Consider the following 23,821-nt stretch of genomic DNA (forward strand, 5'->3'; position numbering starts at 1 on the left):
TGCACCGGTGTAGACCGAGCCGTCCGTCGTGCAAAGGAGCAAGACGATGACAACGCACTCCACGCGTCCGCAATTCGACGCACCGGCGCGGACCATCCGTGAGGTCGACTACGGCTTCTTCGGTCCCGGCTCGCCGACCTGGAAGGTGTGGACCCACGCCACCGCCGTGATCGGCTTCCAGCGCTCCGTCGTGCTCGAGCACTTCGACCCCGCGCTCACCGCCGCGGTCGCCGACGTGCAGGGCATCTACACCGACCCGCGCGGACGGCTCGACCACACCTTCGCCTACTTCCTCATCGCGGCCGTCGCTGACAGTCGCATGGCGATCGAGGCGTCCGAGCACCTGATGAAGGTGCACGCGCAGGCCACCGGCATCGAGCCGATCAGCGGAAAGCGCTACAGCGCAAACAATCCCGACTCGCAACTGTGGATCCACGTCACCGGCTGGCACTCGGTGCTGAAGTGCTACGAGGTCTACGGCCCCGGCCCGCTCACCCCCGCCGAGGAACAGCGCTACTGGGCCGAATGCGTGATCGCCGCCGAACTGCAAACCTGCAAGCCCGCTGACGTTCCGGCCTCGCGCGCCGAGGTCCGCGACTACTTCGCCGCCATGCGCCCCAAGCTCTGCACCTCCGAACGAGCGCACCGGGGCATGCACTACCTCCTGCACACCCCGTTCGACCGCGGCGTCAAACTCTGGTCCGGCAGCCGCCTGGTGGCCCCCGCCGCCATCGCCACCCTCCCTCGATGGATGCGCACCACCGGCGGCTTCGACCAACCCGCCCTGGTCGACCGCGCCTACCGCACCCCCATGCGCCTGGCAATCAAAACCCTCGCCAACGAACAGGCCAAACAAGCCATCCTCGGAAACTTCCTCGGCCCCATGACCGCCCGCCTCTACCGCGAACACCTGGCAGCAGGCACCCCTCAGAACCCGACAACCGTGACACCGCAGGAAGCACGCGCACGCTACGGCCGCACCAACCGCCCGAACGCCTCAGCCAGCTGAGCCCTCGACCGCGAAGGCGGTCGATAAACCAGCGTCGCAACGCAATCGGACGATAAAGCCTGCTCAGTTGTCGGAAGACGTCAGTACCGCTGGGTATTGCCGATCCGGGTGCCACAAATGAGCATCGACAAGTTCGAAGAGCTCGCGCGAGCCGCCGATCGCATCGCCGAGGGGCTGCGATTGGCGGCCCGTGCGGTCGCCGTCTACCGCGATCCTTGCTCTGGTCGCTATCAACAGGTGGTGACGATGCCGTTCGGTATTGATGTGCTGCTTCCGCAGCCGATCGCTCTCGCTCTCGATACCCGGTCACTCGAACGGTGGGCGGCGTGACGAGCCCGCGGGCTCAGACGGTGAAGTCGGCGATTACCGGGGCGTGGTCGCTGGCGCCCTTGCCCTTTCGTTCTTCGCGGTCGACCAGGGCGTCGGTGGCGGTGGTGGCCAGGGCGGGGGAGGCGAGGATGAAGTCGATGCGCATGCCCTCTTTGCGGGGGAAGCGGAGCTGGGTGTAGTCCCAGTAGGTGTAGACGCCGGGGCCGGGGGCGAAGGGGCGCATGACGTCGGCGAAGCCGGTGTCGAGGAAGGACTGGAAGGCGTCGCGCTCGGGTGGGGAAGTGTGGGTTTTGTTTTCGAAGAAGTCGACGGACCAGACGTCGTCGTCGGTCGGCGCGATGTTCCAGTCGCCGACCAGGGCGATCTTCGCCGCCGGGTCCTCGGCGAGCCAGCGGGCGCCGTTGTCGCGCAGGGCGGCAAGCCATTCCAGCTTGTAGGTGTAGTGCGGGTCGTCGAGGGCGCGGCCGTTGGGCACGTACAGGCTCCAGACCCGGACCCCGCCGCAGGTCGCGCCGAGCGCGCGGGACTCCACGACCGGCGCGCTGATCAGCGACTCACCGGCCTCCTTGTCGAAGCCGGGCTGATCGGGGAAGGCGAACTCCACATCCCGCAGGCCGACCCGGGACGCGATGGCGACCCCGTTCCACTGGTTGATGCCCAGATGCGCGACCTCGTAACCGAGTTCGTCGAACCGCTCGAACGGGAACTGGTCGTCCCGGCACTTCGTCTCCTGGATGGCCAGCACATCGATATCCTGGCGATCCAGAAATTCCACGACCCGGTCGAGCCGGGAGCGGATCGAATTGACGTTCCAGGTGGCGAGGCGCACAGGTGCCTTCCTTCGGTGGGCTATGACTCCGTTTTACCGGAGGTCGGCGGACCCGTGGGGGTGTCTGGTCGGAGACGCGTACCGATACATGTGGTGTTCGACGAAACCCAGCTCGCGATACAGCGCCAGCGCGGCGCTGTTCCCGGCCTCGACCTGAAGGTACGCGTGCGTCGCGCCGCGCCCGTGCCCCCACCGGATCAACTCCGCGCACACCAGTGAACCGAGCCCCTTGCGCCGGTGCTCCGCGCCCACCGCCACGCAGGTGAGGCCGATCCACCGCCGCCCGTCCGGCGCGGTGGTGACCGCGCCGCGCCCGATCGCGATCGGCGTCGGCACACCGAGCGAGGCGAACCCCAGCTCGCCGTCGCGCACGGCGGTCAGCACCTCGATATCCGGTTCCCGCGACGAAGGTCGTTGCGGCGTAGGCGGTTCCCCGTCGTAGCGGTTCAACTCCAGCCAGGCGCGGTCCGGCGCGGCGGCGACGCGCACCATCGAAGGCCCCTGCGGGAGGACGAAATTCTCGATGTCGATGGCCAGCACGACGGTCTCGCGCCAGCTGTCCCAGCCCGGCGGAATGGGCGCCAGCCGATCGGGCAGGGCGAGCAGCAGCGGCAGCCCGTGTGTGGTGTACCACTCGCCGATGCGGCGGATAGCGTCCGCTGTCACCGCCGCGGGCCCATCGGAACCGCCCAGCGGCACAGCGGAATTGGCGCGTCCGGTGTATCCGTGCCCGGCACGTACCAGCCACCCGTCGATCCACACGTGCTCGATGCCCGGCCAGGCGTCCGCGGCCGCCGCTTCCAGCGACCGGATCTCTTTGGTCCGAATCGGCCTGGGCCCAACGGCTTTCAGCGCGACCACCCGGTCCGGCGTCACCGAGACGACCTGCCCGTCGGCCCCGCGCACGGTCGGCGGATCCAGCGAGAGCAGCTCGCCGATCACGTCGGTGAGCGGCTGTGGATAACCCGCGGGCAGTCGATAACGCAGGACCACCCGGCGGCCGAGCGGAATGGACGCGCCGGTGTCGGCTCCGTCAGTCGTCATGGCCGAACGGATCCGCGACCGTGCCGGGGATCCAGCTGAGTCCCGGTGTGCCCCAGCCGTTGCGCTTGATCGCCTTCTTGGCCGCGCGGGCGTTGCGCCCGATCAGCACGTCGACGTAGAGGAACCCGTCCAGGTGCCCGACCTCGTGCTGCAGCATCCTGGCGAAGAAATCCTTGCCCTCGATCTCCACCGGCTTGCCGTGTTCGTCGGTGCCGGTGACCTTGGCCCATTCGGCCCGGCCGGTCGGATACTGCTCGCCGGGCACCGACAGGCAACCCTCTTCGTCGTCCTCCGGGTCCGGCATGGTCTCGGGGATGGCCGAGGTCTCCAGCACGGGGTTGATCACCGCGCCGCGCCGCCGGGTGGCGGTGCCGTCGGGCGCGACGTCCGGGCAGTCGTAGACGAACAACCGCAGCGGCACCCCGACCTGGTTGGCCGCGAGACCGACACCGTGGGCGGCGTCGAGCGTGTCGTACATATCCGCGATGAGCTCGGCCAATTCCTCCGGTGACTGGGTGACCCGTTCGGTCGGGTTGTGCAGAACCGGGTCGCCGACGATCACGATCGGGAGGATAGCCATGGCATCAATTATTGCCGCGCCGCCCTGCCGCCGGCCGTGCGGGGGCGGCAACCTTCCCGCGACACGCCTACCGGCAGGTAGGGAACACGCCGCGCCGTAGCCCCGGCGATCCCACGGTCTCGTGGTTGAATGATCCGCGACGTACAAGCACCATTTTTCGTCTGGTGGTAACTCGGCGAGGGAGCAAGATGGACGGCGCAGCGGCACGGAATCTTTCCGCGATCCAGGGCGACCCTTCCGCGAGCGACGATGTCACGGCAGCGGAAACGACCGGCGACGGTGACGGGCTGAGCCGTCGCGAACACGACATCCTGGCCTTCGAGCGCCAGTGGTGGAAGTACGCGGGGGCCAAGGAAGAAGCCATCCGGGAGCTGTTCGGTATGTCGCCCACCCGGTACTACCAGGTGCTCAACACCGTGGTGGATCGGCAGGAGGCGCTCGCCGCCGACCCCATGCTGGTCAAGCGGCTGCGCCGGTTACGGGCGAGCAGGCAAAAAGCCAGGGCCGCGCGACGGCTCGGTTTCCAGGTATGACCGGGCTAGGCTCGACTAGGTGAGCTACCCGAATCCCACCTCCGGTGGGCCGCCATTGCGAGCGTTGGCGATGGTGTTGATCGCACTGGCCATCGTATTCGGTGGCCTCGGCGCGATGTCGCTGTCGAAGTCCGACGCCGATTCGTCGAGTTCCGGACCGTCGGAATCGGCCACCTCGACCACCGCCACCGCCGCACCGCAGGTGCCGGCGAGCACCACCGTCGCGAAGACCTCGGACGCCGTGCCGTCCAGCTCCGCCGCGCCGTCCACGACGACCACCACCCCGCCGGCCACCACCACCGGTTCGGCGGCCGCCGCCAAGGCGGTTCCGGTGCGTGTGCTGAACAACAGCATGATCGCCGGGCTGGCCGGCAAGACCGCGAGTCAGCTCACCGCCGAGGGCTGGAATGTCGTCGAGACGGGCAACTACCCCGGCGTCAATATCCCGAAAACGACGGTGTACTACGGCAATTCGCCGGGCGACAAGGAGGCCGGGCAGGCCATCGCGCAGGAGCTCGGCATCACCGCGGAATCGAAGTCGAGTGGATTGGGCGAGTCCTCGCCCGGTGTAACCGTCATCGTGACGGGTAACTGACAACTGGCGACCGCGGCCGGGTCAACTGGCGACCTGCCGCTGAACGGGCCTGTCACGGCGCGACACGGCGGACGTGGCATCATCTTGTCCGGTAACGAACGTGTCCACCCAGCTTTACTCGTAAACTTCGTAAACTCGGTACTCATAAAGGAGTTCCCCGATGGCCCCGTCCACAACTCGTCGCCCGTCCTGGCGGACTGTGACCCCGGTGCTCGCGGTCGCGGTCCTCGGCCTCGCAGGCTGCACCAACAGCCAGGAGTCGAGTGACGTCAAGGGAACGACCCCGCCCGTGTGGAGCGGCGCGGCCGCCCCGCCGGCCAGCGAATCCGGCAAGGAGACCGGCAGCGCGGAGTCGAACGCGGGTGTGAAGGTCGACCTGAAGGACGCCGCGGGCGCCTCGGTCGCCACCGCCAACATCGTCAAGGACGGCAATCACCTGCAGTTCACCGTCGAGGCGCACGGCCTGCGGCCCGGCTTCCACGGCCTGCACGTGCACTCGATCGGCAAGTGCGAGGCCAACTCGGTCGCGCCGACCGGCGGCCCGTCCGGCGACTTCCTTTCCGCCGGTGGCCATCTGCAGGTCGGCAGCGCCAACACGCACCCGGCCAGCGGCGACCTGACCTCGCTCGAGGTTCGCTCGGACGGCTCGGCCAAGCTGGTCACCACCACCGACGCGGTGACCCTCGACGATCTGAAGAACAAGGCGTTGATGATCCACGCCGATGCCGACAACTTCGGCAACATCCCGAACCGGTACCTCCGAGCCGACGGCGTTGCCGGCCCGGACGATACGACGCTAGCGACAGGCGACGCGGGCGGCCGCGTTGCCTGCGGTGTGATCCAGTAGCGCAGGAGCCGATATGGCCGGGGCAGGCAGAGAACACGTTCCCTTCCATGGATCGCCCCGGCCCACCATAGGTATCGAGTGGGAAATCGCACTCGTTGACAAGGTGAGCCGCGATCTGTCGAATACCGCTGCGGCGGTATTCGATTCACTGGGCGATCTACACGCGCACGACGGCACCCCGCAGGTGACCAAGGAGTTGTTGCGCAATACCGTCGAGCTGGTCACGGGGGTGCACGAGACCGTCGGCGACGCGGTCGAGGACCTGCACGGCACCATGACCGCGGTCCGGCGCGCCGCCGACCCGCTCGGCGTCGACCTGTTCTGCGCGGGCACCCATCCGTTCGCGCAGTGGTCGGCGCAGCAGCTGACCCGCTCCGAGCACTACGACGAGCTGATCGAGCGCACCCAGTGGTGGGGCCGCCAGATGATGATCTGGGGCGTGCACGTGCACGTCGGAGTCTCGCACCGGGACAAGGTCTTTCCGATCCTGAACGCGCTGCTGATCCACTATCCGCACCTGCTGTCGCTATCGGCGTCCTCGCCGATGTGGGCGGGCTCGGACACCGGCTACGCCAGCAACCGGACGCTGATGTTCCAGCAGCTACCCACGGCCGGCCTGCCGTTCCAGTTCGAAAACTGGAGTGCCTTCGAGCATTTCGTGCACGACCAGTTCAAGACGGGGGTGTTCGAGCAGCTCGGCGGGATGCACTGGGACATCCGCCCGGCGCCGAAGTGGGGGACGATCGAAGTCCGGGTGTGCGACGGGGTGTCCACCCGTGCGGAGCTGGCCGCGATGGCCGCGCTGATCCACTGCCTGATCGTCGACCTGGACCGCAGGCTGGAGGAGGGCGAGACGCTGCCCTCGCTGCCGCCGTGGCACGTGCAGGAGAACAAGTGGCGGGCCGCCCGCTACGGCCTGGACGCGATCGTCATCGTGGACGACAAGAGCAACGAGCGGTTGGTCACCGACGACGTGACCGACCTGCTGAACCGGTTGGAGCCGACCGCGAAACGGCTCGGCTGCGCGGACGAATTGGCCTTCGTCGCGGAGATACCGGAGCGAGGTGCGTCATATCAGCGGCAGCGCAAGGTGGCCGCCGCGGCCCAGGGCGACCTGGTCGCGGTGGTAGACGCGCTGGTCAAGGAGCTCGAGCAGTAACTGCCGCGGTGGGTTCGGTCGTCGGCTGTTCAATTGGCCGGTGGGATGGCGTTCACCCCCCGTTTACTATGGTCGAGTGCTTGTCGAGGACCCGGGACCCGGAGTAGGAAGTGCCGCTCCCCGGTTGCGCGTGCCGCCGGCCCGGATCTGGGTCGCGGCGGGCGTGGCCGCGGTGCCGGTGCTGCTGATCGCGCTGCAGATCGTGGCGATGCGCGAGGGGTTCCAGGGTCCGCTGGGCAGCCTGTGGCAGGACTACGTCGGCACGCCCAAGTCGATGTCGGTGCCGTGGGCCGGTCTGGTGCTTGCGCTGGTTGGCATTTCGGCCCGGCGGCGGATCATCGCGCTGAGCGCGGCCGTGGCCATCGACGTGGTGTGGGCGGGCTTCCGGCTGCTGGCCGGTGCGTCGTTCGCGATCGGCAACGGTCCGGTGATCGTGCTCACCGGGCTCGCGGCGTACGCGTGGTTGCGCTGGGACGGGACCGAACGCCGCAACGCCCTGCATGCCGCCGCGCTCGGTGCGCTGCTCATCCTCGCCACCAAGGTCGGTGATGTGTGGCTGCACGTCACCATCCTGAGCAGGCCGACGGTGCTCGACGAATACGTGCTGCTCGCCGATCACGCGCTGGGCGATCCGTCCTGGGTGATGGGGCGGGTGCTCGACGTGCTCGGGCCGGTCGTCTACGGGGTGCTGCACTGGGTCTATATCGAATTGCCGGTCGCGGCCATCGTGGTGGCGGTGTGGCAGCTGCGCCGGGTGGTGTCCAGCGGCCGCTGGCCGACCCACTATCTGGTGCGCACCTTTCTGGTGCTCGGGCTGGTCGGTCCGATCGTCTACGTGATCTTCCCGGTGGTCGGGCCGATGTTCGCGTTCGGCGCGGACGGGCACGGGCTACAGCTGGGCAACTATTGGCCGAGCGTGGTGCCGCCGCTGGACCGCAACCCGATGCCGATGCCGTTCGATTCCGCGACGCCGCGCAACTGCATGCCGTCCATGCACACGGCCTGGGCGTTGTCGGTGTTCCTGCACACCCGCCGCGATACCGACGGCGGTCCCGCGCCGAGCCTGGCGCGCTGGGGCGGCGCGTTCTGGCTGCTCGCCACGGTGACCGCGACCCTCGGCTTCGGCTACCACTACGGCGTCGACCTGGTCGCGGGCGCGGTGCTGTGCCTGACCGTCGAGTCGGCGCTGCGCGACCCGGAACGCGGCTGGGGCTGGTTCCGCGTCCGGCTGGTCGCGGGCGGCGCGCTGGTGCTCGCCGTGCTGCTGCTCGCCTATCGCTTCCTGCCGGTGCCGATGGCCGAATACCCGGTCCTGGCGGGCACGGTCGTGCTCGCGCTGCTGGCCGGCCTGGCCGCGGGCTTCCACGCCACCTGGTTCGCCGGACACCGGCAGACCGCGGCGTCGCAGCGCGAGGTCGAAACCGCTGCGCGCTGAGCGTCAGTCGACGGTGTCGCCGAGTTCGTTCACGGTGAGCAGGCCGTCGCGGTGGCTCTGTTCGCGGTAGGCGGTGCGGCTGATCAGGTGGGCGATCACCGGTGCGGTCAGCAGGGTGAACAGGCCGACCAGGACCAGGGCCCAGACATTGCCGTGGCCGAGGAGTTCGATGCCCGCGCCGTCCAGCACCAGGATCAGGCCGGTCACCTGAGGTTTGGTGGCCGCGTGCATGCGGGTGAGCGTGTCCGGGAAGCGCACGATCGCGATGGACGCGGTGAGCGCGAGGGTGGCGCCGAACAGGATGAGCGCGCCGGAGATCCACTGCCACACGGTCATCGGTTGGCTCCGTCCTGGAATGCCGGTCGGCCCAGCGGATTCGGGGTCATCGCTGTTCGTCCTTCACGCGGAAGCGGGTGACGGCGGCCGAGCCGAGGAAGCCGACCAGGGCCAGCGCGATGATCGCCGGGATGATCGTGGTGTCCTGGCTGTAGGCCGCCCACACGGCCAGCCCGGAGGCGGCGATGGCCATCAGCGAGTCGATGCCGACGATCCGGTCCAGGGTGCTCGGCCCGGCCAGGATGCGGTAGCTGGTGATCACGGCGGCGGCGGTCAGCAGCACGCCCGCGATGACGGCGACGACGGTCACGTCTGCACCTCCGGTGGCCTCGACGGCGTCGAGCGCCATTCGGAGTGGCGTTCGAACGACGAGATGAGCAGCTTTTCCAGCCTGCGGGTCGTCCGGTAGAACTTGTCCACCGCCGCGTCGCTGCTCACGTCCAGCACGTGCACGTAGACGACGCAGCGCCGCCGATCGATCTCCAGCACCATGGTGCCCGGGATCAGGTTCAGCAGGTCGGTGCACAGCACGAGCACCAGGTCGGACTTGGTGCTCAGGTAGACGCGCAGCACCCCGGAGACCGGCGGCGGCGCGGGCCGGATGGCGAACCAGGCCACCTGCAGACTGGACTCGATCGCGTAATACGAGGCCACCAGGATCAATTCGAGCATCGACAGCGGATGCAGCCGCCCGTTCACCGGCACCCGAGGCAGCGGCAACGCCACCATGATCAGCGCGCCCACCGCGAGCCCGGCCAGCAGATTGGCGATGCTGAGGTCGCCCCACAGCGCGATCCAGACGACGGTGAGCCAGCTCAGCACGCCGACCCGGACGACGGTCTCGCGACTCGGCCCGCTCATCGGGGGGCTCCCGGCTCGGCGGGCGAATTACCCAGCACCGCAGTGATATACACGCCGGGATCGCGGAGGTCGGCGGCGGCTCGATCGGCGATGCGCAGGATCGGCCCGGCGAGCACGGTCAGGCTGAGTCCGACCGCCACCAGCGCCGCCGTCGAACCGACCATCAGCAACGGCATCCGGCCCGGGTGGGTGCGCTCGTCGTAGAGCACATCGGTCGAATCCTCGATCAGTGACGGCGTGCGTGCGGCGGTGAGGTGCCCCTCCGGGGCCTCCACCCGCGGCCGCCAGAACGCCTTGCTCCACACCCGCGCGATGGCGTAGAGGGTGAGCAGGCTGGTGAGCACCGAACCCGCCACCAGCGTCCAGGCCAGCACGCTGCCGTCGTCCGCGCCCGCCTGCAGCAGCGCGACCTTGCCGATGAAGCCCGAGAACGGCGGAATGCCACCGAGATTCAGCGCGGGAATCAGGAACAGCACGGCCAGTATCGGGCTCGCGGTGGCCAGCCCGCCGAGCCTGCGCAGCGAGGTCGAGCCCGCCTGCCGCTCGATCAGGCCGACCACCAGGAACAGCGCCGTCTGCACCAGAATGTGGTGTGCCACATAGAAAACCGCTCCGGCCAGCCCGGCCGTGCTGGCCAGCCCGACGCCGAAGATCATGTATCCGATGTGGCTGACCAGGGTGAACGACAGCAGCCGCCGGATGTCGCTCTGCGCGATCGCGCCGAAGATGCCGACCAGCATGGTGAGCAACCCGCAGACCAGCAGGATCGAATCGAACTCGCCACCGGGGAACAGCAGCGAGTGCGTCCGGATGATCGCGTACACACCGACTTTGGTGAGCAGGCCGGCGAACACGGCGGTCACCGGCGCGGGCGCGGTGGGGTAGGAGTCGGGCAGCCAGTTCGACAGCGGGAACACCGCGGCCTTGATGCCGAACGCCACCAGCAGCACCGCGTAGATGGCCGTGCGGGTGCCCTCCGGCACCGCGCCGATCCGCTGGGCCAGCTGCGCCAGGTTCAGCGTGCCGGTGGCCGCGTAGGTCATGCCGATGCCGGTCAGGAAGATCAGCGACGACAGCATCGAGACCATCACGTACGACACCCCCGCGCGGATCCGCTCCTCGGTGCCGCCGACGGTCAGCAGCACGAACGAGGCGGCGAGCAGGATCTCGAACCCGACGAACAGGTTGAACAGGTCACCGGCCAGGAACGCGGCCGCGACGCCGCCGGTGAGCACCAGGTAGGTGGGCCGGTAGATCGAGGTCGGCTGGCGTTCGTCGCCGTCGCGGATGTTCTGCCCGGAACCGTAGAGCGCCACGGCCAGCAGCACGATCGAGGAGACGAGCAGCATCCCCGCGGACAGCCGGTCCACCACCAGGGTGATGCCGATCGGCGTCTCCCAGTTGCCGACCTGCACCGCGGTGGTGCCGTCGCGGTCGGCCAGGAACAGCAGCAGCCCGCAGATCACCACGACCGCGGTGAGCGCGCCGAGCATGAGCGTGCGCTGGGTCCTGGGCCTGCGCCCGAAGACCAGGGTGCCCGCGGCCGCGAGCAGCGGCACCAGCACGGGCAGCGGCATGAGGATCGGCAGCAGGCCGGGGGAGAGGCTCAATCTTCCGGGTCCTCTCCCTCGCGCCTGCGGGCCACGTCGATGTCTTCCTGGTCGTTCTCGACATCGTCGGTGGTGGTGATGGTGAAGGAGCGGTAGGCCAGCGCGAGCACGAAGGCCGCGAGGCCCATGGTGATCACGATCGCGGTGAGCACCATGGCCTGGGCGAGCGGGTCGGCGGTGTCGCGGTGGGTGGTGTCGGTCTGGCCCTGGATCGGCGCGCGGCCGTCCGGGCCGGCCAGGGTGATGATCAGCAGGTTCACCGCGTTGCCGAACAGGATCAGGCCGAGCAGCATCTTCGACACCGCGCGCTCCAGGATCAGGTAGACCCCGCAGGCGACCAGGATGCCGATGACGATCAGCAGCGTCAGGTTGGCGGTCATCGCGCGGAACCTCCTGTCGTCGAGGCGGTTTCGCTCGTGGCCAGCTCGCTGTCCAGGCGTGCGCCGAGGCTGCGCAGGACGTCGAGCACCAGGCCGACGACGATCAGATAGACGCCGAGATCGAAGAACAGTGCGGTCACCAGCTTGACGTGGCCGAGCAGCGGCAGGGTCACCTCGAAGATCGCCGAGGACAGCGGCGGGACGCCGAAAAACAGTGAGCCGACGGCGGTTCCGGCGGCCAGCGCCAGCCCGGCGCCGAGCAGATGGCCCGCGTCGACCGGCAGCGCCTCACCGAGTTCGTACCGGCCGCCGGCGAGATAGCGCAGGGTAAGCGCGAGTCCGGCGGTGAGCCCGCCGGCGAAACCGCCGCCCGGCGCGTTGTGGCCGGAGAAGAAGAAGTACACCGACAGCACCATGATGGTCGGGAACACCAGCCGGGTGGTGATCTGCATGACCATCGAGCGGTCCGCGCGACCGACCAGGCGTCCGGCGGGCAGCCAGCTCACCAGGTCCGGGTCGTAGTTGGGCGAATCCGCCGCGCGCGGCGCGCTGCCGAAGCGGCGGCTGCGGAACACCAGCGAGGCGACGCCGGTCGCGGCGACCACCAGCACCGAGATCTCGCCCAGCGTGTCCCAGGCGCGGATGTCGACCAGCAGCACGTTGACCGCGTTCTTGCCGCCGCCGAATTGGTAAGCGGCATCGGGGATCCGGTGCCAGATCGGTTCGGCGGTGCGGGCGGCGGCGGCGAACGCGCCGAGCACCGTGACGGCCGCGCCGACCAGCGCGGCCAGCATCGCCCGGCGGGCCTTGAACGGGGTCGCCCGGCCTGCCTCGATCTCCGCCGGGAAGGCGCGCAGCACCAGCACGAAGATCACCAGCGTCAGGGTCTCGACCAGGAATTGGGTCAGCGCGAGATCGGGCGCGCCGTGCAGGGCGAAGATCACGCCGCAGCCGTAGCCGGTGACGCCGACCACGAGCACGCTGGCCAGCCGGTTGCGCAGCACCGTCGCGCCGAGCGCCATCGCGATCATGATCGCGCCGATCACCGCCTGCAACGGCGAATCCCACAGGCGCAGTCGCACTCCGGTGCGGGTGCCGAGGGCGAGCAGCACGGTCGGCAGGATGATCAGCGTGCCGAGGATGGTCGCCTGGCTCAGCGGCAGCGACCCGCGCTGCACCGCGCCGGTCATCCGCAGCGAGAGCCGATCCATGCCGCGCAGGGTCGCGTCGTAGGCCCGGTCGGCGTTGCCGAGGCGCGGGCTGGCCGGATCCCGGAGGCGGTCGCGCAGCTGGAACAGCGCGATGCCGCCCGCGATGATCAGGACCGTCAGCCCGAGCGGGACGGTAAAGCCGTGCCACAGCGCGAGATAGGTGAGCAGGTCTGCGGAAAACGTTTCGGCGTAAGGGCTCAGCAGGCGATCGGTCCCCGGCGCCGCCAGTCCCGCGGCCAGGCCGGCCACCGCGAGGATCGCCGGCGCGGCCAGGAACAACGTCCCCGGTGCCTGCCAGCTGCGGTCGTCCGGCGCGTGTTCGTCGCCGAATTCCACGACCGGGCCGGGACTTTCGGCGTAGTCGGAGACGCGGCGAACCCGGTGCGCACCGTGCGCGGTCGGCCGCGCGACGCTCAGCTTGTCCGCGAACGCGCCCCAGACGAAGCGAATGCTGTACCCGACGGTGAGCATCGACCCCAGCACCACGCCGATCGCGAGCGCCACCCGCGCGGGCCCGCTGAGGGTGTCCGCGTCCAGGATCGCGCCGAGCGCGCTCTCCTTGCCGACGAACCCGACCAGCGGCGGAATTCCGGCCATGCTCAACGCCGCCAGGATCGCGATGCCGCACAGCACCGGCGCGCGGCGGCCGAGCCCGGATAGTCGCCGCAGATCCCGGGTGCCCGCGCCGTGATCGATGATTCCGACCACCATGAACAGGCACGCCTTGAACAACGCGTGCGCCACGATCATCGCCACGCCGGCCAGCGCCGCGTCCGGCGTGCCGATGCCGACCAGCACGACCAGGAAGCCGAGCTGGCTCACCGTGCCGAAGGCGAGCACCAGCTTCAGATCGACCACCTCGAGCGCGCGCAACCCGGCCAGCAGCATCGACGCCACGCCGAGGGTCAGCACGAGCGGATGCCAGACCGGATTCTCCGCGAACACCGGCGCCAGCCGGGCGATCAGGTACACGCCGGCCTTGACCATGGCCGCGGCGTGCAGATACGCGCTCACCGGGGTCGGCGCCGCCATCGCGCCGGGCAACCAGAAGTGCAGCGGCACCACGGCGGACTTGCTCAGCGCGCCGATCAGGATCAGCACCACCGCGACGTTCACCGCGAGCCCGTTCGGCGGCTGCGCGCGGGCCAGCAGGTCGGAGAGCAGGTAACTGTGCGTGGTCTCGCCGAGGATGATCAGGCCGACCAGCATCGCCAGCCCGCCGGCGGCGGTCACCAGCAGTGCCTGGATGGCCGCGCGCCTGCTGTTCGCCTGCTCGGCGTTGTGCCCGACGAGCAGGAACGACAGGACCGTCGTCACCTCCCAGAAAACGAAGAGCAACAGCATGTTGTCGCTGGTCACCAGGCCGAACATGGCGCCGGCGAAGCCGACCATCTCGGCCGCGAACAGGCCGAGGCGCGGCTCGTCGTCCTCGAAGTACCTGGCGCAGTAGCAGAGCACCAGCGCGCCGATGCCGAGCACCAGCGCGGACATGATCGCGGCGAGCGAGTCGAAGCGCAGATCGATGTTCATCTCGATGCTCGGCGCCCACTCCAGCCGAACCCGCTGTGTGCTACCCCAATTCGCGACGACCCAGCCGAGGCCGCCGAGCGGCACCAGCGCGAGCACGTAGAAAGCGTTGCGTCCCAGCGCCCTTACCCACAGCGGTGCGACGAGCGCGGCGGCGGCGAGGGCGAGCAGGAGAGCTAGCAAACTACACTCCGTCGGGTAGGGGCGGCGGGGTGGTGCGGGACAATCCTACGTGGAGCCTGGAGATTTCCGCGTCCTCCGTGGTTATGGCGTCGGGTACATGGCGGCGACGGTGCTATATATCCGCTAACGCTTCGTCCGTCGACGGGTCGGTGGCCTGCGGCCTGCCGCGGGGCCGGAAGTGGTGCAGCACGGCGAGACCGACCGCGCTGCCGAGCACGATCGCCAGCGCGGTGCGGCCCGGGGTGGTGTCGTGCGCCGCGTTGTCCGGCAGATGCCAGCTCTTGTTGTCGTCGGGCAGCACGGAGATGGCGGTCGGGAGGTAGAGGGCGGCGATCGCCAGCACGCCGCTCGGCGCGAACTGCGGCCGCGCGGACGAGCAGCAGTAGCCGGCGGTGAGGGCGAGCACCGCGCTGCCGAGCGAGAACAGGAGCCAATTCGCCTCGGGCGGGGTGAGGATGGCGAACAGGGCGATCGCCGCGAGCAACGCGACCGCGAACAGCACCGACGGCCGCCTGGCCCCGGCGATCAGGCCGATGGCGGTCAGCGCGAGCAGCACCCAGACACTCCAGCCGGGCCGGCTGGCATAGCCGAAGGCGTCGGCGACCGCGGTCAGGCTGACCGCGAGATAGACGCCGTACCCGTCGCGGCCGGGCAGCAGCATGGCCGCCGCGGTCGCGGCGAACACGGTGGCCGCGGCGGTGAGCCCGATGTCGACGGCGTGATTGATGGCGGGGGCGTTGGTGTACTGCCGTTGCAGCCACTCGGTGATCGCCAGGATGACCAGCGCGAGCACCATCGCCGCGAGGATCGGCGCGACCGGCAGCTCGATCGACAATCGCGCGGTCTCCGGTTTGCCGGCCTTGCCCCGATTGCGCAGGGTGCTCAGCGCCAGCAGCACCATGGCCAGCGCGATGAGCCAGCTCGGCGGCGTCTCCAGCACGTCGAGCGGATTGTCATCTATGTCCAGGAAGTCCGCGAGGTCGCTGAACACGAAGAAGCCCGCACCGCCGAGCGCGAAGCCCGCGGCAAGCACCGGCTTGCGCAGCGCCGCGACGCCGAGACCGCCGAGCATGATTCCGGCGCATACCGAGTCGACGTAGTTCTGCGTGGTGAGCATGTCGGCGGAGGAGACATGGCGTCCGGCTATGTGATTGATCAGCTGCGCGATGATGCCGAGCAGCGCGACCAGCCACGCGGTCGCCGGGCGGAAGGAGGTGCCGACCAGCACCGCGACCGCGACCGCGACGATCACGCCGATGGCCGCGCCGCGCGGCACGCTGTCCCACAGGTTGGTGATCTGGTACGGCGTGCTCTGCCGGATGGAAGAGAAGGTGACCGGCAGGAACAGCGTCACACCCGCGACCGCGGCCCCGAAAAAGGCCGTGACCGCGTCGAACGCATCACCCATCCGCCGCACGTGCCGAACATACCTGCGCTCGACCAGGGAATCTGTGATTGCCCTCACTTGGCGCGGGCATGTCGAAATGGGCGAAATGCCAGAATGGCGGTTGACGGTGCGTATGCCGCGGACGGCGACGGTCAGAGGTAGCGGCCCTCGTTGCTCGCGGACTGGCCGCGGTTCTCCGCGTAGCGGCGCAGCGACTCGACCTGCAACGCGTCCAGCGAGGGGCGGACCGTGGCCCGGGCCGCCGCCACGTCCGCCGCGGTGACGTCGGCGGCGTCCAGGTCGCGGCGCATGGCGGTCAGTGCGGCCTCGCGCAGCAGCGCCGCGCAGTCCGCGGCGGAGTAGCCGTCGAGCGAGCGGGCCAGCGCGACGAGATCGACATCGGCGGCCAGCGGTACCGAGCGGCCCGCGGTGCGCAGGATCTCCACGCGGGCGGCGCTGTCCGGCGGCGGCACGAAGACCAGTCGCTCCAGCCGTCCCGGGCGCAACAGCGCGGGGTCGATCAGTTCCGGGCGGTTCGTCGCGCCGAGCACCACCACGTCGCGCAGCGGTTCTACCCCGTCGAGTTCGGTGAGCAGCGCGGCGACCACCCGGTCGCCGACGCCGGAATCGCCGGTCTGGCCGCGCCGCGGCGCGAGCGCGTCCACCTCGTCCAGGAAGATCAGCGAGGGCGCGGAATCGCGTGCGCGCTGGAACAATTCGCGCACCGCGCGCTCGGAGGAGCCGACCCACTTGTCCATCAGCTCGGCGCCCTTGACCGTGTGCACGCTGAGCTGGCCGGTGCCGGCCAGCGCCCGCACCAGGAAGGTCTTGCCGCAGCCGGGCGGACCGTAGAGCAGCACGCCGCGCGGCGGATCGACGCCGAGCCGGGCGAACGAATCCGGGTGCCGCAGCGGCCATAACACGGTTTCGGTCAGCGCCTGCTTGGTCTCCACCATGTCGCCGACCTCGTCCAGGGTGAGGCTGCCGATGGCCGGCTCGTCCATGCTCGAACGCGACAGTGGCCGAATCACTTTCAGCGCGCCGAGCAGGTCCGGCTGGGTCAGTTGCGGATCCGAGTGTTCCCTGCTGGCCCGCGAAGCGGCGCGCAGCGCCGCCTCCCGGCAGAGCGAGGCCAGGTCGGACACCACGAAACCCGGTGTGCGCGCGGCGATCTCGTCGAGCTTCAGCTCGGCCGTCGGCACCCGGCGCAGTAACTGCTCCAGCAGCGACTTGCGTACCGGGGCGGTGGGCAGCGCCAGGGCGAGTTCACGGTCGCACAGGTCGGGTGCGCGCAGGCGGGGGTCGACGCCGGCCGGGTGCGCGGTCGTGGCGAGGAAGGCGACGCACGGTTCGGCGACCGCGGCGCGCAGCTGATCCAGGATGAGCGTGGCCACCGGCTCGGCCTGCCCGGGCAGCAGCGCGTCGATGTCGGTGATCAGCAGGATGCCGCCCTGTCCGGAACAGACGTCGGCCACCGCCTCGGCCACCTCGCGCAGCCGGGTCCCGCTCTCCGCGGCGCCGATGGTCGGGCCGTCCAGCTCGACCACGCGGCGCGGCGCGGTGACCGCGCGGGCCAGCGTGGCCTTGCCGACGCCGGCCGGGCCGGTGATCAGCACGCCGAGACGCGGTGTCGCGCCGAGGGTTTTGAGCAGTTCGGGCTCGTCCAAAGCGAGGCTGAGCCACTCGGTGAGCTTCGTCGCCTGGCTGTGCATGCCCGCCAGGTCTTTGACGGTGATCAGCGGATCGGCGTCCCGGACGGCCGCGCCGCGGCCGTTGGCCGCGCCCCGCGCGCCTGCCGTGCCGTCGAACCCGGTGGCCTCGGTCGCGCCGGGCGACGCCGGCGGGACCGGTGCACCGGCCAGCGCTTGGTCGGCGGCGTCTCTGGCCGCGACCGCCCCCGCGCCCCAGACGACCGCGGTGTTCGGCTGCACGCTGACCGGGCCGCGCGGATCGGTGGCGGTGACGGTGAGCAGTTCGGTGGTCCAGGCGATGCCGAAGGTGCGCGAAAGTGCTTGGGAGGCAGCGGCGGAGCTGATCTCCGGGCCGAGATCGCGGGGCAGCAGCGAGACCGTGTCGCCGACCGTCACCACCTTGCCGAGCAGCGCCTGGCGCAGCGTCGCCGCCGGGATGGTGCGGGTGGCGTGCACCGAGCCGCTCACCGAGATCTGCTTGGCGCCGTACACGATCACCGGCGCGACGACCACCGTCGCGTCCTCGCGCAGGCCCGCGTTGGACAGCGTCACGTCATCGAGCAGCGCGACCCCGGCCGGGGTATCCGCCGGGGCAACGCCGACCACCGCCGCGGTGCGGCGCGCGCCGACCAGCGCGATGCCGTCCCACTCGCGCAGCCCGAGCGCGGTCAGCGCCTCCGGATGCAGCCGCACCACCCCCCGCCGGGCGTCGGCCGCGGAAGGATTCAGTCGAGCGGTGAGCGCGAGTTCTGCCACCGTGCCATTCTGCCGCGCCGGAGCGTGCTCGGGGCCGGGGATGGGCGGGGCTACTTGTGCTTGGGGACGATCCCGGCGGCCACCGCGACCGGGGTGTCGGCCACGCTGCCGGACAGGCAGACCAGCTTGGCGGTGCCGAGCGCGACGTTCGGGCTGCCGGTGAACGTGCTGTCCGGGTTGGCCGCGAGGATCTGCTCGATCACCGCCTTCTCCGCGTCGGTGTCCAGCTTCTTGAACTCGCCGCAGGTGGTCTTCGTGGGATCGCCGGACGCGGGCGTGCCCGGCTGCTCGGCGGTCGGCGCCGCGGCCGGGGCGCCGGTACCGGGCGCGGCGGCCGGGGCCGACGGCTTCGCGGCGGGCGTGGTCGCGCTGGTGGTCGCGTCGCCCTTGCGTAATCCGTTCGCGTCGGCGGAATCGTTCGCGGACTGGCCGCAGCCTGCCAGCAGCAAAGCCACCGTCCCGGTGACCAGGACGATGGCGGAAGTTCGCTTCATACCGTGCTTTCCCCGGTGGATATGTCGTCGATCAGCACCGGCACACCCGGCACGTCCGGTGCAGCGTACCGGGTGCGCGGGGGTTTCAGTGGATGTGTGCCTGCCAGTCCGCGGGCACCCGGCCGCGTGGGCCCGGCGCGCCCTGGTCGGCCGGGTGGCTGTTCGGCGGCGCGAGTTCCGGTCCGTCGCCGTACATTTCCTCGGTCTGGAAGTTGTAGTACCAGTCCTCGCCCGGTTCGAAGCTCTGAATGAACGGGTGGCCGGTGTCTTTCGCGTGCAGGCTGGCGTGCTGGGCCGGCGAGGTATCGCAACAGCCGATGTGCCCGCACTGCGCGCACCGACGCAGATGCACCCACCAGCCTTGCGCCGCTTCGCATTCCACGCATCCGGTACCACTGGGCGGCACCGCGGTATCGATGCCATCTGGTTCCTGCGTCATCGTTGACCTCCTGAAGTGGTTTCCGGTTCGGGCTGATTCTGCTCCGCCGGATCGTCCGGCGTGCGATTCAGCGGCAGCCACACGGTGAAGCGCGTGTTGCCCGGTTCGGAATCGACCTGGATGTCGCCGTCGTGCTTGTTCACCACGATCCGGAACGAGATGTCCAGGCCGAGTCCGGTGCCCTCGCCCATCGGCTTGGTGGTGAAGAACGGCTCGAAGATCCGGCTGCGCACCTCCTCCGGGATGCCTGGGCCGGTGTCCCCGATTTCGATGACCGCACAGTCGTTTTCGTGCCTGGTGCGGACGCTCAGGGTGCCCTGCCCGCCCATCGCGTACACCGCGTTGTCGATCAGGTTGGTCCACACCTGGTTCAATTCCGCCGCGTAGCAGGGGACTTGCGGCAGCGAGCGGTCGTACTCCTTGACCACCTCGATGCCGTCGCCGATCTTGCGGCTCAGCATCACCAGCGTGCTGTCCAGCAGGTCGTGGATGTCCACCACCTGGAACGGCGCGCGGTCCATCTGCGAATACTGTTTGGCCGCGTTGACCAGTGACGAGATCCGCGTGGTGGAGTCGGCGATCTCGTTCATCATCAGCTCGGTCTCGATGGTGTAGTTCAACCAGCGGATCGCGCCCTCGAACACCTTTTCCGTGGCGCCCTCCAGGGTGGCGGACACCCGCTCCAGCCAGTCGACATCGAAGCCGGCCTGGACGAAGTTCGGCGCGAGGCTCCAGCCGTCGATGATGTCGTGTTCCTCGAACCACTCGCCGAGCACGTCCTCGCGATCGGCGGCCTCCATCGGGGTCAGCTCCGGCGCCTTGGCCACCTGCGCCGCCGCCTCCTCCTGCAGGCGCACCAGCGCGCCGAGCGAGGCGGTGTCGAACTTGCCATCGGCCATCATGGCCAGCTTGTGCCGCATGCCCGCGACCCGTTCCCGCAGGCCGGAGGTGGCCCGCACCGCCGCGGCCGCCGGGTTGTTCAGCTCGTGGGTCAGGCCCGCGGACAGCGAGCCGAGGGCGAGCAGCCGCTCGCGCTGGCCGACCCGCGCGTTGGCATTGCGGTTGCCGAAGAACACGCCCTCCAGCAGGTGCACCGCCATCGGGAACCATTCCTGCACCATCTGGGCGAAGATCGCGGCGTCGAGCACGAAGAACCGGGACGGCACCGTCACCTTCAGCGACCCGTTGTAGGTCTGGTCGACCTTGTCGCCGATGTAGGCCATCCACGCGCCGGAGTAGGCGCCGTGGTGCGAGGTCCGGACCAGCTCGATCTCGGTGCCGCCGGACAGCTTGGTCAGCACGACCTCGCCCTCCATCAGCACGTAGAAGCAGGTGGCGGGCTCGCCCTCGCGGAAGACCAGGCCCGGCTCGATGGTTTCGATCCGCCCGTCCCGGCACAGCCAGTCCAGCTGCTCGTCGGTCAGCTTCTCGAACAGGAACAGGGTGCGCAATTCCGCTGGGTCGCAGACCAGTCGGCTGCTGCGGCCCGCGTTCTCGGTTGAATTCATTTGCCAGCCTTCCTGTTCAGGCCAGGTACCGGTGGACGAGCATGACCGCCATCGCACCCTCGCCGACGGCCGAGGCGACCCGCTTGGCCGAATCGGCATGCACGTCGCCGGCCACGAACACGCCGGGCACGCTGGTCTCCAGATGATGTGGCGGACGGGGCAATTCCCAGCCCGCCGGGCGCGCGCCGTCGACCAGCAGGTCCGGACCGGCCAGCACGTAGCCTGCCTCGTCGCGCTTGATCACCCCGTCGAGCCAATCGGTTTGCGGCGCGGCGCCGATGAACAGGAACAGGCGCTCGGCCTCCGCCTTTTCCTCGTTGCCGGTTTCGTTGTTGCGCAACACGATCTGTTGCAGGTGCTCGTCGCCGTCGGCGGCGATCACCTCGGTATTGGTGTGCACCTTGATATTCGGCAATTGCGCGATCTGCTGGATCAGGTAGTGCGACATCGAGTTGTCCAGCGAGCCGGACCGCACGACCAGATGAACGGTTTTCGCGTTGCGGGACAAGAACACCGCCGCCTGCCCGGCGGAATTCGCGCCGCCGACGATATAGACGTCGCGATCGGCGCATTCGGACGCCTCAGTCATCGCCGAGCCGTAATACACACCGCGCCCGGTGAAGTCGTCGACGCCGCGGGCGGGATGCCTGCGGTAGTCGACGCCGGTCGCGATGATCACCGTGTGCGCGCAGAGCCGGCCGCCGTCGGCGAAGCGCACCGTGCGCGCGGAACCGTTGACCTCCAGCGAGATCACCTCGCGGGTGGTGATCACCTCGGCGCCGAACTTCGCCGCCTGCCGCCGCGCCCGATCGGCCAGCTGGCCGCCGGACACGCCGTCCGGGAAGCCGAGGTAGTTCTCGATGCGCGAGGACTGCCCGGCCTGCCCGCCGGTCGCGGTGCGCTCGACCAGCACGGTGCGCAGGCCCTCGGAGGCGCCGTACACCGCGGCGCCGAGCCCGGCAGGCCCGCCGCCGACCACGATCAGGTCGTAGAAATCGCCCGTCGCGTTCACGGTGAGCCCGACGTTCTGCGCGAGCTCGTTGTCCGACGGCTGCACCAGGGCGTCACCGGCCGCGGTGATGATCACCGGACATCGCTCGGGATCGGCGCCCGCCGCCTCCAGCAGCCGCGCGCCCTCCGGCTCGTCGGCCAGGTACCAGCGGTAGGGCAGCTGATTGCGGGCCAGGAACTCGCGCACCTGCGAGGATCGCGGCGACCAGCGGTTGCCGACCACCTTGGTTTCGGTGACCGGCCGGTGTTCGCTGCTGCGCCAGGCATCGAGCAGGCCGTCCAGCACCGGGTACAGCTTCTCCTCCGGCGGGTCCCACGGCTTGAGCAGGTAGTGGTCCAGGTCGACCACGTTGATCGCGTTGATCGCGGCGCTGGTGTCGGCATACGCGGTCAGCAGCACGCGCCGGGCGAACGGGTGCAGGTCCATCGCCTGCTCCAGGAATTCGATGCCGTCCATGCCCGGCATCCGGTAGTCGGCGATCAAGACCGCGACCGGCTGGCCGCGCAATTTCATCTCACGCAGCGCCTCGAGCGCCTGGGCGCCCGATTCCGCGCGCAGAATCCGGTATTCGGCGCCGTAGCGGCGCCGCAGGTCGCGCACGACCGCCCGGGAGACCCCGGGGTCGTCGTCGACACTCAGGATGGCCGGTTTCGTGGCAGCGGGTGAAGTCACCTAACGAGTATGAATCGTCGGTGCAAACCGTGTCGTCGGTGTTTCACTCGTAGCGGACACGACCGCGTCACAGCATGTGCTGCCGGATCAGGTCGAGCTCGTCGGTGGTGAGCAGCCGCTCGAGTTTCTCCGGGGATTGGCCGCGCCCCGGCGGGCTGCCGTCGGAGTCGTCGGCGGGCAGCAGCGGAACCCGGTCCGCCTGGCGTCTGTGTAAGAAAGAGCGCAGGTTCACGGCCGATCACCTCACGTTGGCGGGAAAGCTGGAGGCAGTGTCTTTGCTTCTTCTATCCGGCATTGTGCGCTGGCCATTACCAAGATCGGTGGACAACATGCGGAATGTGACCCAACTGTCTTCCCGATTAAAATGTGCCCTGACTATCGAACGTGACCGGCCGGACGACTGCCTGCCGCTCGCATGAATACCGGAGGCAGCGTTGCCGAAGAATCTCGAAGCCACCATTGATATCGCCGCGCCGCCGGACAAAGTGTGGGCGGTGGTCTCGAATCTCAAGCGCATGCCCGAGTTCAGCCCGCAGTGCGTGCGAATGGTTCCGCTCGGTACCCCGAAGCCGGGCACCTGGGTGTTCAACCTGAACACCGACGGCAAGAAGTACTGGCCGACCACCGCGCGCATCGTGCGGTTCGAGCCGAACCAGGTGTTCGCGTTCAAGATCAACGAGAACCGCTCGATCTGGAGCTACACGCTGGAGCCGACCGAAACCGGCACCCGCCTGATCGAGCGCCGCGACATGCCCAACGGCACCACCTGGTTCTCCCGCAAGTCCATCGACGCCGCGCTGGGCGGCGAGCTGCCCTTCGAGGAGTCGCTGGTCCGCGGCATGAACGAGACCCTCGACAAGATCAAGACCGTGGTCGAGTCCCGCGGCTAGGCGACCGGGCCGGTGCCCGGCGGGCCGGGCACCGATCGCGTCTTTCAGTCCACCTGACCGTGATCTCGATATTGGGCGATCAGACTCTGGTGAACGCTGTTCGGTTCGGATCTCGCGGAAATGTCGCGTAGTCCGACGGTGACTTTGCGTCCGGCCGCCGCGGAACGGCCGTCCTCGTCTATGCCGAGATCGGCCACGATCGCCGGCAGCAATTCGTCCAGTTCGTCCTCGGTGACGTAGACGGTGACGGTGCATTCGACCGGGACGGTGGCTGGATCGTAGGCGTCCCCCTGCAGCCGTTCCGCCACGTTGTCGAGTTCGCTGACCTGCCCGAACTCGGTGTAGCACGGTATCCGGTTCACCCCGCGGATCCGGTGCACGCTCTCCTCCAACAGCAGGGCGATCGGGTGGATCCCTTGGCCGGCCAGGGATCCGGGCCCCGTCTGGTCGGGTAACCCGAGCCCCACCGCGACCTGCCAGATGCGCCGATCATCGTCGTCCAT

Annotated in this window: 25 protein-coding genes; 8 read left to right on the forward strand and 17 right to left on the reverse strand. The window is 69.3% G+C overall.

The window, feature by feature from the left end; all coding sequences use genetic code 11:
* Nucleotides 1-46 precede the first annotated feature (46 nt).
* Both ACFQ9K_RS19370 and ACFQ9K_RS19375 read left to right on the forward strand, forming a co-directional pair.
* Nucleotides 47-1,009, forward strand: coding sequence for an oxygenase MpaB family protein (locus ACFQ9K_RS19370; RefSeq protein ID WP_378718529.1), 963 nt, complete (start codon nucleotides 47-49; stop codon nucleotides 1,007-1,009).
* A gap of 117 nt (nucleotides 1,010-1,126) precedes the next feature.
* Nucleotides 1,127-1,339 (forward strand): hypothetical protein, encoded by a 213-nt coding sequence (locus ACFQ9K_RS19375; RefSeq protein WP_378718531.1) that lies wholly within the window; start codon nucleotides 1,127-1,129, stop codon nucleotides 1,337-1,339.
* A gap of 13 nt (nucleotides 1,340-1,352) precedes the next feature.
* Here the strand turns inward: ACFQ9K_RS19375 and ACFQ9K_RS19380 are convergent, their stop codons facing one another.
* The 3 genes from ACFQ9K_RS19380 to ACFQ9K_RS19390 are packed head-to-tail and all read right to left on the reverse strand — an operon-like array spanning nucleotide 1,353 to nucleotide 3,792.
* Nucleotides 1,353-2,168 carry an exodeoxyribonuclease III gene (locus tag ACFQ9K_RS19380; protein WP_378718533.1) on the reverse strand — a complete coding sequence of 272 codons (816 nt, stop codon included), beginning with the start codon at nucleotides 2,166-2,168 and terminating at the stop codon, nucleotides 1,353-1,355.
* A 33-nt stretch (nucleotides 2,169-2,201) separates the two neighbouring features.
* Nucleotides 2,202-3,212: a GNAT family N-acetyltransferase gene (locus tag ACFQ9K_RS19385; RefSeq protein WP_378718535.1), complete on the reverse strand. Its 1,011-nt coding sequence runs from the start codon at nucleotides 3,210-3,212 to the stop codon at nucleotides 2,202-2,204.
* Nucleotides 3,202-3,792 carry a peptide deformylase gene (locus tag ACFQ9K_RS19390; protein ID WP_378718537.1) on the reverse strand — a complete coding sequence of 197 codons (591 nt, stop codon included), beginning with the start codon at nucleotides 3,790-3,792 and terminating at the stop codon, nucleotides 3,202-3,204. The genes ACFQ9K_RS19385 and ACFQ9K_RS19390 overlap by 11 nt, the downstream gene beginning before the upstream one ends.
* Nucleotides 3,793-3,980: 188 nt before the next feature.
* Between ACFQ9K_RS19390 and ACFQ9K_RS19395 the strand changes: the two genes are divergently transcribed.
* The 5 genes from ACFQ9K_RS19395 (at nucleotide 3,981) to ACFQ9K_RS19415 (ending at nucleotide 8,361) form a co-directional block, all read left to right on the forward strand.
* Complete coding sequence (locus tag ACFQ9K_RS19395) at nucleotides 3,981-4,325, forward strand: DUF3263 domain-containing protein (RefSeq protein ID WP_378718539.1); 345 nt, start codon at nucleotides 3,981-3,983, stop codon at nucleotides 4,323-4,325.
* A 19-nt stretch (nucleotides 4,326-4,344) separates the two neighbouring features.
* Nucleotides 4,345-4,920 (forward strand): LytR C-terminal domain-containing protein, encoded by a 576-nt coding sequence (locus tag ACFQ9K_RS19400; RefSeq protein ID WP_378718541.1) that lies wholly within the window; start codon nucleotides 4,345-4,347, stop codon nucleotides 4,918-4,920.
* Nucleotides 4,921-5,080: 160 nt separating this feature from the next.
* Nucleotides 5,081-5,767 carry a superoxide dismutase family protein gene (locus tag ACFQ9K_RS19405; protein ID WP_378718542.1) on the forward strand — a complete coding sequence of 229 codons (687 nt, stop codon included), beginning with the start codon at nucleotides 5,081-5,083 and terminating at the stop codon, nucleotides 5,765-5,767.
* A gap of 13 nt (nucleotides 5,768-5,780) precedes the next feature.
* Nucleotides 5,781-6,926, forward strand: a complete 1,146-nt coding sequence (locus ACFQ9K_RS19410; protein ID WP_378718544.1) for a glutamate--cysteine ligase — start codon at nucleotides 5,781-5,783, stop codon at nucleotides 6,924-6,926.
* A gap of 145 nt (nucleotides 6,927-7,071) precedes the next feature.
* A complete protein-coding gene (locus tag ACFQ9K_RS19415) occupies nucleotides 7,072-8,361 on the forward strand; it encodes a DUF5933 domain-containing protein (protein ID WP_378718592.1) in 1,290 nt (429 codons plus the stop codon).
* Nucleotides 8,362-8,364: 3 nt separating this feature from the next.
* On the opposite strand, the gene mnhG is transcribed toward ACFQ9K_RS19415, so the two are convergent.
* From mnhG to ACFQ9K_RS19480, 13 genes are all read right to left on the reverse strand, one after another.
* On the reverse strand, nucleotides 8,365-8,697 hold the full coding sequence (mnhG, locus tag ACFQ9K_RS19420; RefSeq protein WP_378718545.1) for a monovalent cation/H(+) antiporter subunit G: 333 nt from the start codon (nucleotides 8,695-8,697) through the stop codon (nucleotides 8,365-8,367).
* 46 nt (nucleotides 8,698-8,743) lie between these two features.
* Nucleotides 8,744-9,007, reverse strand: a complete 264-nt coding sequence (locus tag ACFQ9K_RS19425) for a monovalent cation/H+ antiporter complex subunit F (protein WP_378718547.1) — start codon at nucleotides 9,005-9,007, stop codon at nucleotides 8,744-8,746.
* Nucleotides 9,004-9,558: a Na+/H+ antiporter subunit E gene (locus ACFQ9K_RS19430; protein WP_378718548.1), complete on the reverse strand. Its 555-nt coding sequence runs from the start codon at nucleotides 9,556-9,558 to the stop codon at nucleotides 9,004-9,006. The genes ACFQ9K_RS19425 and ACFQ9K_RS19430 overlap by 4 nt, the downstream gene beginning before the upstream one ends.
* Complete coding sequence (locus ACFQ9K_RS19435; RefSeq protein WP_378718549.1) at nucleotides 9,555-11,168, reverse strand: Na+/H+ antiporter subunit D; 1,614 nt, start codon at nucleotides 11,166-11,168, stop codon at nucleotides 9,555-9,557. The genes ACFQ9K_RS19430 and ACFQ9K_RS19435 overlap by 4 nt, the downstream gene beginning before the upstream one ends.
* Complete coding sequence (locus ACFQ9K_RS19440; protein ID WP_378718551.1) at nucleotides 11,165-11,548, reverse strand: Na(+)/H(+) antiporter subunit C; 384 nt, start codon at nucleotides 11,546-11,548, stop codon at nucleotides 11,165-11,167. The genes ACFQ9K_RS19435 and ACFQ9K_RS19440 overlap by 4 nt, the downstream gene beginning before the upstream one ends.
* Nucleotides 11,545-14,469, reverse strand: a complete 2,925-nt coding sequence (locus tag ACFQ9K_RS19445; RefSeq protein WP_378718552.1) for a Na+/H+ antiporter subunit A — start codon at nucleotides 14,467-14,469, stop codon at nucleotides 11,545-11,547. The genes ACFQ9K_RS19440 and ACFQ9K_RS19445 overlap by 4 nt, the downstream gene beginning before the upstream one ends.
* A gap of 112 nt (nucleotides 14,470-14,581) precedes the next feature.
* A complete protein-coding gene (locus tag ACFQ9K_RS19450) occupies nucleotides 14,582-15,877 on the reverse strand; it encodes a hypothetical protein (protein ID WP_378718554.1) in 1,296 nt (431 codons plus the stop codon).
* Nucleotides 15,878-16,008: 131 nt separating this feature from the next.
* Complete coding sequence (locus tag ACFQ9K_RS19455; protein WP_378718557.1) at nucleotides 16,009-18,303, reverse strand: AAA family ATPase; 2,295 nt, start codon at nucleotides 18,301-18,303, stop codon at nucleotides 16,009-16,011.
* Nucleotides 18,304-18,353: 50 nt separating this feature from the next.
* Nucleotides 18,354-18,797 (reverse strand): hypothetical protein, encoded by a 444-nt coding sequence (locus tag ACFQ9K_RS19460; protein ID WP_378718558.1) that lies wholly within the window; start codon nucleotides 18,795-18,797, stop codon nucleotides 18,354-18,356.
* Between the two features lie 85 nt (nucleotides 18,798-18,882).
* Complete coding sequence (locus ACFQ9K_RS19465) at nucleotides 18,883-19,236, reverse strand: UBP-type zinc finger domain-containing protein (RefSeq protein WP_378718559.1); 354 nt, start codon at nucleotides 19,234-19,236, stop codon at nucleotides 18,883-18,885.
* Nucleotides 19,233-20,744, reverse strand: coding sequence for an ATP-binding protein (locus tag ACFQ9K_RS19470; RefSeq protein WP_378718562.1), 1,512 nt, complete (start codon nucleotides 20,742-20,744; stop codon nucleotides 19,233-19,235). Before ACFQ9K_RS19470 ends, ACFQ9K_RS19465 begins: the two co-directional genes overlap by 4 nt.
* A gap of 16 nt (nucleotides 20,745-20,760) precedes the next feature.
* A complete protein-coding gene (locus tag ACFQ9K_RS19475; RefSeq protein WP_378718563.1) occupies nucleotides 20,761-22,428 on the reverse strand; it encodes an FAD-dependent oxidoreductase in 1,668 nt (555 codons plus the stop codon).
* Between the two features lie 67 nt (nucleotides 22,429-22,495).
* Nucleotides 22,496-22,660, reverse strand: coding sequence for a hypothetical protein (locus ACFQ9K_RS19480; RefSeq protein WP_378718565.1), 165 nt, complete (start codon nucleotides 22,658-22,660; stop codon nucleotides 22,496-22,498).
* Nucleotides 22,661-22,862: 202 nt separating this feature from the next.
* On the opposite strand from ACFQ9K_RS19480, the gene ACFQ9K_RS19485 reads away from it, so the two are divergent.
* A complete protein-coding gene (locus ACFQ9K_RS19485; protein ID WP_378718567.1) occupies nucleotides 22,863-23,318 on the forward strand; it encodes an SRPBCC family protein in 456 nt (151 codons plus the stop codon).
* A 44-nt stretch (nucleotides 23,319-23,362) separates the two neighbouring features.
* On the opposite strand, the gene ACFQ9K_RS19490 is transcribed toward ACFQ9K_RS19485, so the two are convergent.
* Nucleotides 23,363-23,821, reverse strand: coding sequence for a hypothetical protein (locus ACFQ9K_RS19490; RefSeq protein ID WP_378718569.1), 459 nt, complete (start codon nucleotides 23,819-23,821; stop codon nucleotides 23,363-23,365).

The sequence above is a fragment of the Nocardia sp. NPDC056564 genome, assembly GCF_042793755.1.
Taxonomy (GTDB): domain Bacteria; phylum Actinomycetota; class Actinomycetes; order Mycobacteriales; family Mycobacteriaceae; genus Nocardia.

Excerpts from the sequence above, each read along its gene's own strand:
- ACFQ9K_RS19470 (WP_378718562.1), bottom strand. The coding sequence starts at position 20,744 with ATGAATTCAACCGAGAACGCGGGCCGCAGCAGCCGACTGGTCTGCGAC.
- ACFQ9K_RS19395 (WP_378718539.1), top strand. The coding sequence starts at position 3,981 with ATGGACGGCGCAGCGGCACGGAATCTTTCCGCGATCCAGGGCGACCCT.
- ACFQ9K_RS19490 (WP_378718569.1), bottom strand. The coding sequence starts at position 23,821 with ATGGACGACGATGATCGGCGCATCTGGCAGGTCGCGGTGGGGCTCGGG.
- ACFQ9K_RS19405 (WP_378718542.1), top strand. The coding sequence starts at position 5,081 with ATGGCCCCGTCCACAACTCGTCGCCCGTCCTGGCGGACTGTGACCCCG.
- ACFQ9K_RS19370 (WP_378718529.1), top strand. The coding sequence starts at position 47 with ATGACAACGCACTCCACGCGTCCGCAATTCGACGCACCGGCGCGGACC.
- ACFQ9K_RS19390 (WP_378718537.1), bottom strand. The coding sequence starts at position 3,792 with ATGGCTATCCTCCCGATCGTGATCGTCGGCGACCCGGTTCTGCACAAC.
- ACFQ9K_RS19450 (WP_378718554.1), bottom strand. The coding sequence starts at position 15,877 with ATGGGTGATGCGTTCGACGCGGTCACGGCCTTTTTCGGGGCCGCGGTC.
- mnhG (WP_378718545.1), bottom strand. The coding sequence starts at position 8,697 with ATGACCGTGTGGCAGTGGATCTCCGGCGCGCTCATCCTGTTCGGCGCC.
- ACFQ9K_RS19430 (WP_378718548.1), bottom strand. The coding sequence starts at position 9,558 with ATGAGCGGGCCGAGTCGCGAGACCGTCGTCCGGGTCGGCGTGCTGAGC.
- ACFQ9K_RS19410 (WP_378718544.1), top strand. The coding sequence starts at position 5,781 with ATGGCCGGGGCAGGCAGAGAACACGTTCCCTTCCATGGATCGCCCCGG.
- ACFQ9K_RS19460 (WP_378718558.1), bottom strand. The coding sequence starts at position 18,797 with ATGAAGCGAACTTCCGCCATCGTCCTGGTCACCGGGACGGTGGCTTTG.
- ACFQ9K_RS19375 (WP_378718531.1), top strand. The coding sequence starts at position 1,127 with ATGAGCATCGACAAGTTCGAAGAGCTCGCGCGAGCCGCCGATCGCATC.
- ACFQ9K_RS19465 (WP_378718559.1), bottom strand. The coding sequence starts at position 19,236 with ATGACGCAGGAACCAGATGGCATCGATACCGCGGTGCCGCCCAGTGGT.
- ACFQ9K_RS19440 (WP_378718551.1), bottom strand. The coding sequence starts at position 11,548 with ATGACCGCCAACCTGACGCTGCTGATCGTCATCGGCATCCTGGTCGCC.
- ACFQ9K_RS19385 (WP_378718535.1), bottom strand. The coding sequence starts at position 3,212 with ATGACGACTGACGGAGCCGACACCGGCGCGTCCATTCCGCTCGGCCGC.